This window comes from Tistrella bauzanensis, from assembly GCF_014636235.1.
Taxonomy (GTDB): domain Bacteria; phylum Pseudomonadota; class Alphaproteobacteria; order Tistrellales; family Tistrellaceae; genus Tistrella; species Tistrella bauzanensis.
In genome coordinates this window covers 1-17,606 of the sequence record NZ_BMDZ01000083.1, presented here as the reverse complement: position 1 = coordinate 17,606, position 17,606 = coordinate 1, and the positions used below count along the sequence as shown (strand labels likewise).

The 17,606-nt window shown below is 66.1% G+C and carries 1 protein-coding gene; it reads right to left on the bottom strand.

Translation table 11 applies throughout. The features are described 5' to 3' along the window. Window positions 1–17,606 (bottom strand): cadherin-like domain-containing protein (locus tag IEW15_RS22340; protein WP_188582152.1); only part of this gene is annotated, 17,606 nt, incomplete at both ends.

Below are 17,606 nucleotides of genomic sequence, written 5' to 3'. Positions count from 1 at the left end.
TCGAAGTCCAGCGACACCCCGTCGCGCAGCTTCAGAACACCGTCCACGATCTCGAACCGCGCGTCATCGACCGTGAAGCTCACCGCGTCGCCGGCATCCGGATCATCCACCGTCACCAGACCGACCACCGCACCGGCAACGCCTTCGGCGACACTGGTGCCATCCAGCACCGGCACCGCCGGCGCTTCGTTCACATTGGTGACGCTGATCGTCACCAGCGTCGACGCCGTCAGACCACCGGCATCCGCAGCCGTCACAACCACCGTCACCGACGGCTCAGCCTCATGATCCAGGCTGATCCCGTCACGCAGCTTCAACTGGCCGCCGACCACCTCGAAGCGGGCGTCATCGACCGTGAAGCTCAACGCATCGCCATCCGGATCGCTCGCCGTCACCGGGCCGACAACAGCGCCCGCCGCGTTCTCCGCAACCGTGCTGCCGCCGATCACTGGCGCCGTCGGCGCTTCATTCGCGTCGCCAACCGTGATCGTCACGCTCCGCTGCGCGCTCAACCCGCCGCCATCGGTCACCGTGATCACCAGATCGACGCTCGACGCCGCCTCGCGATCCAGGCTGATCCCATCACGCAGCTTCAGCACGCCCGACACGATCTCGAACCGCGCATCATCGACCGTGAAGCTCAGCCGGCCATTGCTGCTGCCCGCCGCATCCGGATCGCTCGCCGTCACCCGGCCGACGATCGCGCCCGCCGCGTTCTCGGCCACAGTGTTGCCGGCCAAAACCGGCGCCGACGGCGCCTCGTTCACGTCCAGAACCCGGATCAGCACATCCGCCGATGCGGTATCGCCTTCCGTCACCGACGCCGTGATCCGGATTGTGATTTCCGAGGCCGCCTCGCGATCAAGGCTCACACCGTCCACCAGCTTCAGCGTCGGCGTGCCCGCGACATCGATCACCTCGAAACGCGCATCATCGACCGTGTACACTGCACCATTGCCCGAGGGCAGCGTTCCGATCACCGCGCCAGCCGCATTCTCAAGCACCTGCCCGCCGCTCAGAACCGGCAGCGGCGCCGTCACCCCGTCATCCACAACCGTGATCGTCACCGACCGCGTCGCAGACAACCCGTCCGCATCCGTGGCCGTGATCACCAGATCAACCGTCGCCTCAGTCTCGAAGTCCAGCGACACACCGTCGCGCAGCTTCAGAACACCGTCCACGATCTCGAACCGCGCGTCATCGACCGTCAGCTCGACCGTGTCGCCGGCATCGACATCGCCGCTCGTCACCGTCCCGATCACCGCGCCGGGGCTGTTCTCGTCAACCGCATTGCCGCTGAGTACCGGCGCCGTCGGGGCCTCGTTCTCGTCGGTCACAGTGATGGTCAGACCAGTGCTGGCGGTCAGGCCGCCGGCGTCCGTCGCCGTCACCACCAAGTCGATGGTCGCCGCCGCCTCATGGTCCAGCGACACGCCGTCCTTCAGCTTCAACTGGCCGTCGACCACCTCGAAGCGGTCATCATCCACCGTGAAGCTCAGCGTGTCGCCGGCATCTGGATCGGTTGCCGTCACCGTGCCGATCACGGCACCGGCCGCGTTCTCGGCAACCGTATCGCCGATGATCGCCGGTGCGGCCGGCGCTTCGTTGGCATTGGTCACGGCAATGGTTACCGCGCGGCTGGCCGTGAGCCCGCCACCATCGGTGGCGGTGATCACCAGACCGATCGTGCCGGCCGCCTCATGATCGAGCGCGACGCCATCCTTCAGCTTAAGCACTCCGCCGACGATCTCGAACCGGGCATCGTCGACCGTGAAGGTCAGCTGACCATTGCTGCTGGCAGGCGCGTCCGGATCCGTGCCGGTCACGCGGCCGATCGTGGCACCAGGGCGGTTCTCGGCCACCGTGGTCGCATCCAGAACCGGTGCCGCCGGTGCCTCGTTGACATCCGTGACCGTGATCGTCAGCGCCGCGTCGAGCGTCCCGCCATCGGCGCCCGTCGCCGTGATGATCAAGGGAATGGAGGATGCAGCCTCGCGGTCGAGCGACACGCCATCCTTCAGCTTCAGCGTCTGGACGCCACCGTCTCCGACGATTTCAAAGCGCGCATCATTGACCGTATAGCTGCCACCGGCGGGGTCCGGAAGCGTGCCGACCACCGCCCCGGCCGCATTCTCGGCAACCGTGCTGCTGCTCAACACCGGCACCACCGGGGTCACGCCATCATCGACGACCGTGATGGTATAGGCCGCTGTGTTGCTCAGCCCGCCCACATCCGTGGCCGTGATCACCAGATCAACCGACGCCTCGGTCTCGAAGTCCAGCGACACGCCGTCGCGCAGCTTCAGAACGCCGTCCACGATCTCGAAACGGGCATCATCCACGGTCAGTGTGACGGTATCGCCGGCATCCGGATCGGTAATGTCGACGCTGCCGATGCTGGCGCCGGGCAGATTCTCGGCCACCGTCTGGGCCGACAGCACCGGGGCCGCCGGTGCCTCGTTCACGTCACCGACCGCAATCGTCACCAGGCTGGTGGTCGCGAGGCCGGCGAGGTCCGTCGCGGTCAGCACCAGCGTGATGTCAGACGCCGCCTCGTGATCAAGGGCAATGCCGGCGCGCAGTTTCAGCACGCCGCTCACGATCTCGAACCGGGCATCGTCGACCGTCAGGGTCACGCTGTCGGCGGCATCGGGATCGCTGGTCGTGACCGTGCCGACGGTGGCGCCTGGAGCATTCTCGGCCACAGTATTCCCGGTCAGCACCGGCGCCGTCGGCGCTTCATTCACATCGCCAACCGTGATGGTCACCGCATCGCTGGCGGTGAGCCCGCCCGCATCCGTAACGGTGATCACCAGATCGACGGTGGCCGCCGCCTCATGATCGAGCGCCACGCCATCCTTCAGCTTCAGAACCCCGCCTGCGACCTCGAAGCGGTCATCATCGACCGTGATCGTCAGGCTGTCGCCAACATCCGGGTCGCTGGTCGCGATCGTGCCGATGACGGCGCCGGCCGCGTTCTCGGTAACCGTCGTGCCGGTGAGCACCGGCGCCGACGGCGCTTCATTGACATTGGTGACACGGACCAGCACATCGGCCGCCGCCGTGCCGCCATCGGCACCGGTCGCGGTCAGGCGCAAGGTGATCTCAGCCGCCACTTCGCGGTCGAGGGACACGCCATCCTTCAGCTTCAGCGTGGAAACACCCGCCACGTCGATGATCTCGAACCGATCATCATCAATGGCATAGCTGCCGCCGTCATTGTCCGGCAGCGTGCCGATAACCGCCCCGGCCGCATTTTCTGCCACGATGCCGCCACTCAGCACCGGCGTCGGTGCCACGATGCCGTCATCAACGACAGTGACCGTGATATTGGCACTATTGGTCAGGCCATCGCTGTCGGTGGCGGTGATCACCAGAGCGACACTCGGCTCGGTCTCATAGTCGAGCGCCACGCCATCCTTCAGCTTCAACGAGCCATCGACGACCTCGAACCGGTCATCATCGACCGTGAAGGTCAGCGTATCGCCGGCATCCGGATCGGTGCCGGTCACCGTGCCCAGCACGGCACCGGCGTCGTTCTCGGCAACCGTCGAACCCGACCATACCGGCGTGGCCGGGGCCTCGTTCACGTTGTTGACGATAATCGTTTCAACCCGCCTTGAGGCCATACCGCCGCGATCGGTCGCCGTGATCTCAAGGTCGATGCTCGGCTCGGTCTCATAGTCGAGCGCCACGCCGTCCTTCAGCTTCAATGTGCCGTCGACGATCTCGAACCGGGTGTCGTCGACCGTGAAAGTCAGCGTGTCGCCGGCATCCGGGTCGGTGCCGGTCACCGTGCCAATCACGGCACCGGCGTCGTTTTCGGCAACCGGCACACCGGACCAGGTCGGCGTGGCCGGGGCCTCGTTCACATCAGTCACAGTGATCGTCACTGCACGGGTATTGGTCAGGCCACCACCATCTGTGGCCGTGATCACAAGATCGACGCTCGGCTCGCTCTCATAATCGAGCGCCACGCCGTCCTTCAACTTGAGAGAACCACCGACGATCTCGAACCGGTCGTCATCGACTGTGAAGGTCAGCGTGTCACCGACATCCGGATCGGTGCCGGTCACCGTGCCAATGACGGCACCCGCCGCGTTCTCTGCCACCACATTGCCTGCCAGCGAGGGCTGACCGGGCGCATCATTCACCGCCGTGATGTCGAGCGTGACCGTGGCGCTGTCGGTCAGCGCACCACCGGTGCCGCTGTTGCCGCCGTCATTCACCGTCACGGTCAGCGTCACATCGGCCGTGGCATTCGCCGCCGGCGTGAAGCTCACGCCATTGGCGGCGATGAAGGCGTTGATATCGGTCACCGTGCCGCTCAGCGTCCGGCTGGTCGCCGTGCCGCCGACGGTCACGCCGCTGCCGCTGGTCGCGGACAGGCTGCCGCTGCCGACCGCGAAGGTCACGGTGACGATGCCAGAGCCGGCATCGACATCGCTGATCGAGATGCCGGTCAACGACGTCGCCGTATCTTCGGTCACCGCGATGCTGGCCGGTGCCGTCAGGTCGGGCGCATCATTCACCGCCGTGATGTCGAGCGTGATGGTGGCACTGTCGGTCAGCGCACCGCCGGTGCCGCTGTTGCCGCCGTCATTCACCGTCACGGTCAGCGTCACATCGGCAGTCGCGTTCGCGGCCGGCGTGAAGCTCACGCCATTGGCGGCGATGAAGGCGTTGATATCGGTCACCGTGCCGCTCAGCGTCCGGCTGGTCGCCGTGCCGCCGACGGTCACGCCGCTGCCGCTGGTCGCGGACAGGCTGCCGCTGCCGACCGCGAAGGTCACGGTCACGATGCCCGAGCCGGCATCGATATCGCTGATCGAGATGCCGGTCAGCGACGTGGCCGTGTCTTCGGTCACCGCGATGCTCACCGGTGCCGTCAGGTCGGGCGCATCATTCACCGCCGTGATGTCGAGCGTGACCGTGGCGCTGTCGGTCAGCGCACCGCCGGTGCCGGTGTTGCCGCCATCATTCACCGTCACGGTCAGGGTGACATCGGCCGTGGCGTTCGTGGCCGGCGTGAAGCTCACGCCATTGGCGGCGATGAAGGCGTTGATCGCGGTCACCGTGCCGCTCAGCGTCCGGCTGGTCGCCGTGCCGCCGACGGTCACGCCGCTGCCGCTGGTCGCAGAGACGGTGCCGCTGCCAACCGCGAAGGTGACGGTGACGACGCCCGAGCCGGCATCGATATCGCTGATCGAGATGCCGGTCAGCGACGTGGCCGTGTCTTCGGTCACCGCGATGCTCGCCGGCGCCGTCAGGTCGGGCGCGTCGTTCACCGCCGTGATGTCCAACGTGACGGTGGCACTGTCGGTCAGGGCACCACCGGTGCCGCTGTTGCCGCCGTCATTCACTGTCACGGTCAGCGTCACATCGGCGGTGGCGTTCGTGGCCGGCGTGAAGCTCACGCCATTGGCGGCGATGAAGGCGTTGATCGCCGTCACCGTGCCGCTCAGCGTCCGGCTGGTCGCCGTGCCGCCAACCGTCACGCCGCTGCCGCTGGTCGCCGACAGGCTGCCGCTGCCGACCGCGAAGGTGACCGTGACGATGCCCGAGCCGGCATCGATATCGCTGATCGAGATGCCGGTCAGCGACGTGGCCGTGTCCTCGGTCACAGCGATGCTGGCCGGCGCCGTCAGATCGGGGGCGTCGTTCACCGCCGTGATGTCCAGCGTGACGGTCGCGCTGTCGGTCAGGGCGCCGCCGGTGCCGGCGTTGCCGCCGTCATTCACCGTCACCGTCAGCGTCACATCGGCCGTGGCGTTCGCCGCCGGCGTGAAGCTCACACCATTGGCGGCGATGAAGGCGTTGATCGCGGTCACCGTGCCGCTCAGCGTCCGGCTGGTCGCCGTGCCGCCAACCGTCACGCCGCTGCCGCTGGTCGCGGACAAGCTGCCGCTGCCAACCGCGAAGGTGACGGTGACGACGCCCGAGCCGGCATCGATATCGCTGATCGAGATGCCGGTCAGCGAGGTGGCCGTGTCTTCGGTCACCGCGATGCTGGCCGGTGCGGTCAGGTCGGGCGCGTCGTTCACTGCCGTGACCGCGAGCGTCACCGTGGCGGTGTCGGTCTTGGCACCACCCGAGCCGCTGTTGCCGCTGTCGTCGACATCAATCGAGAGTGTGACATCACCATTGGCATTGGCATCCGGCGTGAAGGTCAGCGCCCCGCCTGAGATGAAGGCGTTGATGTCGCTGACCGTGCCGGTCAGTGTCAGCGCGCTCGCCGTGCCGCCGACGGTGATGTCGGCCGTCCCGGTCGCGGCAAGCGCACCCTCGCCCACCGTGAAGGTCATGGTCACCGTGCCGCTGGCGGCATCCGCGTCCGTGATCGAAATGCCGGTGAGCGGGGTTTCCGTATCTTCGGTCACATCGATGGAGGCCGGCGCCGTCAGCTCCGGCGCGTCATTCACCGCGGTCACCGTCAAGGCGAAGCTCTGGCCGCTGACGGTGAGACCGTTCGTGTCCTTCACCGAGAAGCCGAAACTGTCCGACGCGCCTTCCGAGCCGCCATGCTCGTAGGTCACCAACCCGTCATCGATATCCTGCTGGGTGAAGGTGTCGCCGGTATCGAGCGCCACGCCATCGAGCTTCAGCGTGCCGGCAGGCGGCGGCGCGGTCAGGGTGTAGGTGATGTCGGCGGCATCGGGATCTTCCACATCGGAAGACGACAGCATCGCCGCGGTGATGGTGGTGGAGCCGCCTTCGTCCACCGTCGTGCCGGTGTTGGTGTCCACCGTCGGCGCGGAGTCGACTTCGATGGTGCGCTCGAACACGGTGCTGGTCTGGGTTGGCGTATCGCCGCTGTCGTCGGTGACGGTGATCGTCACCACCCGGTCGCCGGCGGGCATCGTCGCCGACGCGCCGGTATAGAGATAGGCCGCCCCCTGAAGCACCGTCTGGTAATCGGCCAGCGACGCCGTGCCCGACAGCGTCAGCGTGCCGGTGCTGGCATTGAAGTTGCAGCTGATGCCATGGTCGTTGGCGTAATTCGCCGCCGGCACGAACAGACCCATATAGTCCGATGTCCCGCCCGGACGGGTGGTGAGCGTCAGCACCACGCTGGTCAGCATGGTCGAGTCGACATCGCTCAGCGCTGCCGATCCGACCACCGCCACGGCGGCACCACCCGCCTGGTAGACCGGCGAGGCCGACAGGTCGGTGATAACCGGGGCGTCGTTCACCGGGGTGACGTCGAGCGTGATCGTGGCACTGTCGGTCTGGGCACCGCCCGAGCCGCTGAAGCCGCCATCGTCGATGGCCACCGTCAGGACGACATCGGTCGTATCGTTCGCCGCCGTGGTGAAGCCGACATTGCTCGCCGCGATGAAGGCATTGATATCGGTGATGCTGCCGGTCAGGGTCAGCGCCGAGGCGGTGCCGCCGACGGTGACGCCGCTGCCTGACGTCGCGGCAAGCGTGCCGGACGCGACCGACAGGGTCACGGTGACCACCGACGAGCCGGCATCGACATCCGCGAACGAGATGCCGGTGAGCGCGCTTACGACATCCTCGGTGACTGCGATCGTCGCACCGTCGGGCACGTCGATCACGGGTGCGTCGTTTACCGCGGTAACCGTGAGGGTGATGGTGTCGCTGTCGGTCAGCGCGCCGCCGGTGCCGCTATTGCCGCCGTCATTCACCGAGACCGTGAGGGTCACATCGGCGGTCGCATCGGTGGCCGTGGTAAACGTGACATTCTCGGCCGAGATGAAGGCGTTGATGTCGGTGATGGTGCCGGTCAGCGTGCAGGTATTGGCGGTGCCACCGACCGTGACGCCGGCATCCGATGTGGCGGAAATGGTGCCGGACCCGCTGGGAACGTGGAACGTGACCGTCACGACGCCCGTGCCGGCATCGATATCCGACACCGAAACGCCGGTGATCGCCGTCGCGACGTCTTCGGTCACGTTGATCGAGAGCGGTACGGTCACCTCCGGGGCATCATTGGTGGCAATGATGCCGACTGTGGTCACGACGGTGCCGATGAGCGCACCACCCGTGCCCTGATCACCGCTGTTACCGTCGTTCAACGACCAGAGGATGTCGACGCTCTCAGGCGGCATATCGCTGCCATTAGCATAGGCGATCTGCTGGGCGACCTGATTGACCAGCGCCGCCGTCGCATCGGCGTTGAAGGTCAGGACGAGTTGGCCGCCGGAATTGGTCGTCACCGTGCCGACGATGACGCCACCAACCGTTATGTCATCCCCTTCGACCAGCGCCGACAGCGTGCCGCCGGAGACCGCCGAGAACGCGTCATCGGTCGACGTGCCGCCATCCCGGGTGAGGGTGAGAGTGGCCCCCGCATAGCTGTCGGCCGCATCCAGTTCAACGTCGGCGATGCGGATATCCGCACCGATGGCCGTGGCGTCACCACCCTCGATATGATCGTCGATACCGACGCCACCAACGAAATTGCCGTCCGCATCGAGCCTGGCGGTGAAGACCTCGCCCGTCGCGATATCGACCGGGCCGGCCAGGACCATGCCGCCATCGGCGCGCAGGCCGATGTTCCAGGCCCGGATATCGCGATCGGCCAGTTCGGTGAGCTGCAATTCGCCACCGGTCCCGAAGCCGGTGTCGAGCGCGCCATCGTCACCGACCCGGATCAGGGTCGACACCGACTCGCCGCCGACAGTGCGGGTGGTGAGGATCACCACCTCGTCGGCCGCGGTCAGGAACGCATCACCCTTGGTCGTGGCTGGCAGATCGAACTGACCCGCCGTCCCATAGCCGGTGTCCGTCGATCCGTCGGTATTCAGGCGCCAGATCGTCGTGGCAAACGGCACGGTCGCGACAAAGCCGACCGCGACCACCTTGCCGTCGGACTGGACGAAGACGTCTTCGATCGTGGTCAGCGATCCGCTGGTCCCCAGTTGGACCACACCGCCAGTGCCGAAACCGGTATCGAGGCTGCCGTCAGCGTTCAGGCGGGCCAGGGCCCCGCCCAGATCGCTGTTGCCGCCGACGATCAGCTTGCCATCCGCATGGGGCGTGATGACGAAGCCCCAGTCGAGCCCGCCCAGATCGATATCGACGACGCCGTCGCCACCGCCGAAGCCGGTATCGAGTGTGCCATCCGCGTCGAAACGCATCAGGAGGAAATTGTTGTTGGTATTGCCGGTGACGAGAATGTCGCCTGATTCATCGATGGTGATCGCGCGCGCCTGACCGTTGCTGCCCGGGATGGCGGTCGTGGCGATCCCATCGGTGCCAAAGCTGGTATCGAGCGATCCGTCGGTGTTGTAGCGGACCAGCGTCACCGGGCCACTACCCGCCTCCGGACGGCCCATCACCACCAGCTTGCCATCGGCCTGAATTGCGGCATCGACCGGGATGATCGAACTGCCGAGGTCGGTGGTCACGCCGCCATCGCCGTCGAAGCTGGTGTCGAGCGTGCCATCGGCGTTGTAGCGCGCGACCATGAAGCCATAGGGGCTGCCGTCATAGCCGATCACGTACCAGCCGCCATCCGGCAGGGTGATCACCTCAATCGGCTGAACCGGCCCGTCGCCGGCATCACCGGTGCTGATCGCATCGGGAAGATCGACGATCTCCGGCGCGTCGTTCACCGGCTGGATATCGAGCGTGACGGTGCCGCTGTCGCCCAGAGCCCCACCCGTGCCCGTGTTGCCGCCATCGTCGACCGTGACCGTCAGGGTCACGTCGCCGACCGCGTTCCCGGCTGTGGTGTACGACACACCTTCGGCCGCGATGAAGGCATTGATATCGGTGATCGCCCCGGTGAGGGTCAGGGCGGTGTCGGTGCCGCCGACCGTGACGCCCGAACCGCTGCTGGCGGTGAGCGTGCCAGCGCCGATGGCGAAGGTGACCGTCACGATACCGCCGGCGGCATCGACATCGGCGATGGTGATGCCGGTGACGGCCGAGGCCACATCCTCGGTCACGGCAATCGTGCCGCTGCCCGGAAGGGTCAGCACCGGCGCATCATTGGTGGCCTCGATGAAGACCGTGGTGGTCAGGCTGCCCGAGAGCGCGCCGCCGGAGCCCTGCGCGCCGGTGTTGCCGTCGTCAACCGTCCAGGTGAGTCGCACCGATGCCGGCGGCGTATCGCTGCCATTGGCGTAGCCGATCTGCTGCGCCATGCTGTTGACACGCTCACTGGTTGCATCGGCGTTCAGCGTGATGACCAGTTGTCCACCGGAATTGGTGGTGACCGAGCCGATCACCACGCCATCGACAGTGACGTCGCCGCCCTCGACCAGCGCCGCGAGCGTGCCACCCGCGACGGCATCGAAGCTGTCTTCGGCATCAGAGCCGCCCAACCGCGCGAGAGTGACCGTGGCGCCCTCATAGCTGTCGGCCGCAGCCAGTTCGGTATCGATGATTAGGGCCGATGGCGTGATAGCGGTGTGACCACCATCCTCGACATGCACGACGCCGCTTGCGGGGTTGCCATCCGCATCGAGGCGCATGGTGAAACTCATGGAGCCGCCGACCACCCCGGCCAGCACCAGACGCCCCTGAGCGTCGATGTCGAAGGTTCCGGCGGTGCCGGTGATCTGCCCCTCGGTAATCCCGGGGACGTCCCGTTCGCCACCGGTTCCGAAAGCGCCGTCGATCATGCCGTCACTGTCGATCCGGATCAGGACCGAGACCGGATCGCCGCTGTCATCGCGCTCGGACAGGATGTAGATCTGGCCGGCATCATTCATCCGGAAGCCGCCCAGCGCCCGGTCGGCCAGCGTCACCACGCCGCCGCTGCCAAAGCCGGCGTCGAGGCTGCCATCACTGTTCAACCGCCAGACGCTGGTCTCAGGCGTCGCGCCGGCATCCAGGCCGACGACCACGATCTTGCCATCGGGCTGTACCACGATGTGTTCGATGGCCGTCGTGTCGGTCACCGCGAGCAGCACGGTGCCATTGGTGCCGAAACTGGTATCCAGGCTGCCATCGGCATTGAACAGGCTGACCGAGGCCGACGTGTCGGACGAACCGCCGATCAGGATCTTGCCATCGCCACGAACCGCGATCGAGAAGCCCCAGTCGCTGCCGCCGACATCCTGCACGATGATGCCGTCGCCGCCGCCGAAGCTGGTATCGAGCGCGCCATCCGCGGTGACCTTGATCAATTGCACGTCGCTGCCCGAGGTGCCGCTCAACAGGATGTCGCCGTCGCCGTCGAGTGCCATCGAGCGTGTGAACAGCCCCGCCACCCCCAGGGCGAAGGAGGCGGTACCGCCGGTGCCGAAGCTGGTATCCAGGCTGCCATCGGTGGTGTAGCGCGTCATGACCACCGGGTCCGACCCCGATTGCGGCCGGCCGAGCAGCAGAAGCTTGCCATCGGGCTGGATCAAGGCATCTGTGAGCAGTTCGGAGACGCCGAACGTCGTCTCGACCACGCCGTCTCCGCCGCCATAGCTCAGATCCAGCTTGCCATCGACAGTAAACCTGGCGACCTGGAAGGTGTAGGGAGCTGCCGAGCCATAGCCGACCACATAATAGCTGCCGTCGTCGAGGGTGAGCACCTCGATCGCCTGCTCAGGGCTGCTGCCGGAGAAGTCGATATCGATGCCAACGACGTCGGGGGCATCATTGACCGCCGCGACGGTCATGCTGACCGTGGCTTGAGCGGTCTTGGCGCCATCCTCGCCGCTATTGCCACCATCGTCGATGTCGATGGTCAGGGTCTGGGCGCTGGTGCCGTTCAGATAGGTCGTGTAGGTCACCGCGCTGTCGGCGATGAAGGCGTTGATATCGGCGATGCTGCCGGTCAGGGTCATCGCGAATTCGGTGCCACCGACGGTGACGCCTGCGCCGCTCGTTGCTGCCAGGCGGCCACCGGCCGCAGTCAGCGTGACCGTCACGAGACCACCGGCGGCATCGACATCGGCGAAGCTGATGCCGGTGACGGGCGAGGCCACGTCCTCGACCACCTCGATCTCGCCGCTGCCCGGCGTGGTGATGGTGGGCGCGTCGTTAGCGGCTGCGATCCGGATCGTCGAGATCACCGAGCCCGACAAGGCCGGGCCGGCCCCCTGCGCGCCGGTGTTGCCATCGTTCAGCGTCCAGGCCAGATCGACCGAAGCCGGCGGCGTGTCATTGGTGGTGGCATAGCCGATCTGTTGCGCGGCCTCGTTCACCAGATTGTAGGTGGCGTTGGCATTGAACACCAGCACCAGCGTGCCGCCGGCATTGGTCACGACCGTACCGATGGTGACGCCGTCCACGACCAGGGCGTCGCCTTCGACCAGCGCGCCCAGCGTGCCGCCCGACACGGCGCCGAAGGTGTCGTCGCCATTCGCGCCGCCATCGCGGGTGACGGTCAGCGTGGCGCCGTCATAATTGTCGCCAGCGGCCAGTTCGGCATCATACAGGTCGATATAAGGGTCGATGGCCGTGAAGCCGCCATCCTCGACATGGCGAGGATCGCCGAAGCCGTCGATCGCGACACCGTTGGCATCGAAATGCCCGGCGAAGATCTCGGCATCACCGCAGCCGCAACCGATATAAAGTCCGCCGATCAGCAGGTTGCCGTCGGCATCCGTGCTGATGGCGGTACTCAGGAAGCTGCGCGTCGCAGTGCCCAGGACCAGGCGGCCATCCGTGCCGAAGGTCATGTCCTGCTGGCCATCGGTGCCGATGCGGAAGATGATGGCCTGCGGCTCAACGGCGTCGAGATCATAGGCGACCGCAACGATGCTGCCATCATCGAGCATGGTGAAGGACGTCGACACCACCCCTGGGAATGCAGCCCAACCGCCGGAGCCGAAGGTGCTATCCACCGTACCGGTGGAGTCGAGCCGATACAGGAATACAGCATATCCGCCGGGGCCGGTAATCGTGCCGGCCACGATGATGCCACCATCCGCCTGGATCATCACCGACCGGGTGGTCTCGATCGCTTCGCTGAAGCCGAACGTAGCCGTGCCGCCCGTGCCGAAGCCGGTGTCGAGGGTGCCGTCAGCGGCATAGCGCTGCACGATCACATCGTCATCGACCATCCCGACCACGACGATGCTGCCATCCCCCTGAACGGTCACGCCGGTAAAGACTTCGTCTCCCCCCGCATCATACTGAACAAGGGTGAATGTCGGGTCGATCTCGCCTGCGCTCGTCAGGCGGGCGATGATGCCATCCGTCTCGCCGGTGCCGCTGTCGACCTGGCTGCCGGTGAGCAGAATCCGCCCACTGTCGTCAAGCGTGACGTCGGTGACGATGAGGCCTGGCCCGCCCTGGGCGAAGGACGGGTCGCTCGTCCCATTGGCGTCGAACCGCCGGACGATCGATCCGCTGGTCGTGCCGTCATCAGAGGTCGACGCAATCACCAGGCTGCCATCCGCCTGAACAACCGCATCGATGGGCATGACATCCGTCGCGTCTTCGCTCAGTGTGGCGATGCCATTGGTGCCGTAGCTGGTATCGAGTTCACCTGCAGCGGTATAGCGTGCGATGATCACCACAGTTGAGGCGCCATCCTGGTCCGCGCCGATCTGGTAGTACCCGCCGGTCGGGATCGGAACGATGATCGGGTTGCTGTCGATGCCACCCGGATTGTCGTCGACGACGACGCCGTCCGGCAGCGTGTCGATATCCGGGGCGTCATTGACCGGATCGACGGTGATGGTGATCACCTCGGACGCGCTTTCCGGGGCTGGACCGCTGTTACCGAGATCGTTGATCGTCACCGTCAGGCTCACGTCGAGCGTGTCATCGGGATCCGTCTGATAGGTCACCTCGCCATTGGCGATGAAGGTATTGATATCGGCGATCGACCCGCTCAGCACGATGGTCTGCTGGTCCGTGGCCGTGACCGTGACCCCAGCGCCGGATGTCGCCGACAGGACACCATAGTCGACCACGAATTCGACCTCGACCATGGCGCTGCCCGCATCGGCATCCGAGAACGTGATGCCGGTGATCGGGGTTTCGGTGTCTTCGACCACCGAGATCGTACCGCCACCCGGCACCGTGATGACCGGCGTGTCATTGACGGCCACGATGGCCACGGTGCTGGTGAGCGTGCCCACGGCAGCACCACCCGAGCCCTGGGTGCCGTCGTTGTTGTCGTTCACCGTCCAGACCAGATCGACCGACGCCGGCGGCGTATCGCTGCTGTTGGCATAGCTGATCTGGCGCAGTGCCTCGTTCACCAGCGCGCGGGTCGCGTTGGCGTTCAGCGTCAGCAGCAGCGTGCCGCCGGCATTGACCACCACCGAGCCGATCGTGGTGCCGGAGACGGCGAGAGCCTGACCCGTGATCAGCGCGTCCAGGGTGCCGCCATCGGCGGCGCTGAACTGATCCTGGCTGTCGGGCCCGGTGTCGCGCATCAGCGCCACCATATAGCCGTCAAGCGTGTCGGCATCGCCAAGATCGATGTCGTCGACCGCGATGGTCGGGGCAATGACCACCGGGGCGCCGCCCTCGGTAAACTCGGCAGGTGCCGCCGCCTCAAGGGCCTGGCCGGCCGCATCGAAGCGGGCGAAGAACAGGGCGCTGTCAGCCCCCAGCGTCTCACCGAGATAGGCGCCACCCAGCAGGATATCGCCGGTCGCGGCATCCACCTGAAGTGACGTTCCTGTCACGTTATAGCCGATGCCGCCGATGCGGATTTCGCCGCCGCGTCCGAACGTGCCATCGGGCAGCCCGTCGGCGGTATAGCGCAACAGCGCCGCCGACAGCACACCATCGTCATTGATCGTGCCGGTCACCAGGATGCCGCCATCCGGGGCGAAGGCGAAGGACAGAGTGTCCATCGCCGGGCCGGTGATCGACCCGGCGGTGCCGAAGCTGGTGTCGAGTTCGCCGTCGCCGGTGAAGCGCCAGATCATCGGTGTCGGTGACAGCGGATCGCCGCCCTGGGTCGGCACAGCGAGCAGAATGCTGCCATCGGCCTGAAGGCCGAGCAGCGCGTCATAGCCGACCTCGACCGTGCTGTCGATCACCGTATAGCCAACGGTGGCGAAGGTGGTATCGAGCGTGCCATCAGCATTCTGGCGGAACACGATCAGATCGTCGCCCCTGCGCGCGACGGTGACGATTTTGCCGTCGGACTGGATGACCGAGTCGAGGCCCACCTCGTTGCCGGCAATATCGGCGCTGACGTCCAGCTTGGCTTCAAAGACGCCATCGGCGGAAAAACGGTAGATGAAGGTCTCGCGAAGGCCGGCGGTGGGCGTGGCCTGGGCGGTGACGAAGATCTTGCCGGCGCTGTCGATCTCGATATCGGCGCCGGTCAGGTCGTAGCTGGCCTCGGTCATGACGGCCGGTCCGAAGCTGGTATCGACCGTGCCATCGGTGGCCACGCGGAACAGCCCCAGATCGCCATCGGTGGAATGGGCGGCAACCAGAAGCTGGCCATCGGCCTGAACCGTCACCGCATCCAGAACAATGCCGGCGAAATAGGCGACACCGCCGGTGCCATAGCTCTCATCGAGCGCACCATCGGCATCATAGCGATAGATCAATACATTATTGTCGGCATCCGGGCCGGTGGTGCGGATGCTGACGACATAATAGCCGCCTCCCGGCGCATCGAGCACCAGCAGCGGGTTGAACAGCGCTTCCTGGGCCGGTGCCAGCGTCACGCCGTCATCGACCGTATAAACATCGGGCGCATCGTTCACCGGGGTGACCGTGACGGCGACGCTGGCGGTGTCGGTCTCTGGTATGGCCGCATCCTGATCGCTGACCGACACGTCCAGGGTCACGGCCTGAGTGGCGTTCGGAGCGGTGCGATAGGTGACATTGCCTGCGGCAATGAAGTCGTTGAGATCGGCCATGCTGCCGGTCAGCCGGATCGTATGGCCCTCGGCGACCACGTCGACATCGGCCGTCCCTGTGGCCGAGAACGAGCCACTATCGGCCGTGATGATCAGCAGATAATCCTGCCCGGCATCATCGGCATCCGCGATCGAGATGTCGGTGAGCGGGGTATCGGTGTCCTCGGCCACGGTCAGCGTGGCAGGCGCCGTCAGCACCGGCGCCTCGTTATTGGCCACGACCGCCAGTTCCGCGGTGGCCGCATTGCTGGAGAATGCCGTGGTGCCGCCATCGGTCGACGTATCGGCGGTGGACCGGCTGACGCCGCTGGTCGCGGTGCCGGATGTCTGATCCCAGGCCTTGAAGCCGATCGTGGCGGTTTCCGGGTTCACGCCATCGGGCGTATAGCGGAGTTGGGCGGCGGCACTGAGCAGCAGTGCCGCGCCATCCGACACTGCCCCGACCGAGAACCAGTTGGTGCCGTCGGTGGTGTATTCCCAGGTGCCGTTACCGGTCAGGGCGGTGATCGCAATCCCCGACAGCGCGCCGGTATCGACATCGCCATAACCGGCATCCGTCAGCAGATCGGAGATCGTCACCGGATCCGACGTCGTCTCGCGATCGGTGCCGGTCAGGGTCACATCATCGGGTGCGATGGTCGGCGCGTCGTTAACCGAGGTCACCGTGATCGTCGCGTCGGCTTCCTGGAACGAGAACGCGGTCATGCCGCCGGCGGTGGTGATGTTGTAGGTCGAGCGGGTGGCACCGTCGGCGGCCGTGCCGTCGGTCTGGTCCCAGCCCTTGAAGGTCAGGCTGGCCGTCTCGCCATTGTCGCCATCCGGGATGTAGCGCAGTTGCGCGTCCGGCTTGAGCAGCAGGGCCGCGCCCCACGACACGGCACCGACGTCGAACCAGTTGGTGCCACTGTCGGTCGAATACTGCCAGGTGCCGTTGCCGGCCGAGCCGGTCAGCGCGATGCCGCCCGCCGACGCCCCGATGTCGGGATCGTCGTAGCCGGCATCGGTGAGCAGGTCGGACACGGTGACCGCGCCGGAGGTGGTGTCCTCATCCGTACCGGTCAATGGCACGTCATCGGGCGAGATCGAGGGCGAGTCGTTGAGATCGGTGAGGACGATGGTCGTGGTCGCGGCATTGGTCGAAAACGCACTGCTGCCACCGCTTGTGGTAATATTCGCACGGAACTGAGAGGCACCATTAGTGGCTGTGCCGGTGGTCTGATCCCAGGCGCGGAACGTGATGCTCGCCGTCTCGCCATTTTCGAAATCGGGGACATAACGCAGGGACGCCGAGGCGTCGAGCAGGATCGCCGAACTATCCGACACGGATGTGATCTCGAACCAGTCGGTGCCGTTGGTCGTGTACTGCCAGACGCTGTCGCCGGTGACACCGGTGATCGCGATGCCGGACAGAGCGCCACTGTCGGCGTCGCTATAGCCGGCATCGGCCAGCAGATCGGCAATCGCGATCGTGCCGGTCCCGGAGTGCTCGGTTCCATCCGGCAGGTCGATGTCGTCGCCCGAAATCACCGGCGCGTCGTTCACCGCCGTCACCGACAATGTCACCGTGTCGCTGTCGGTCTGCGCGCCGCCGGAACCGGTGTTGCCGCCATCACCGATCGCGACGGTCAGCGTGACATCGGCTGTGGCATCCGCGGCGGTGGTGAAGCTCACCCCGCTTGCGGCGATAAAGGCATTGATGTTGGCGACGGTGCCGGTCAGCGTCAGCGCCGAGGCCGTGCCACCCACCGTGACGCCGCTACCCGTGGTCGCCGCCAGCGCACCCGATGCCACCGACAGGGTGACGACGACCGTGCCGGAGCCGGCATCCACATCGGCGAAGGAGATGCCGGC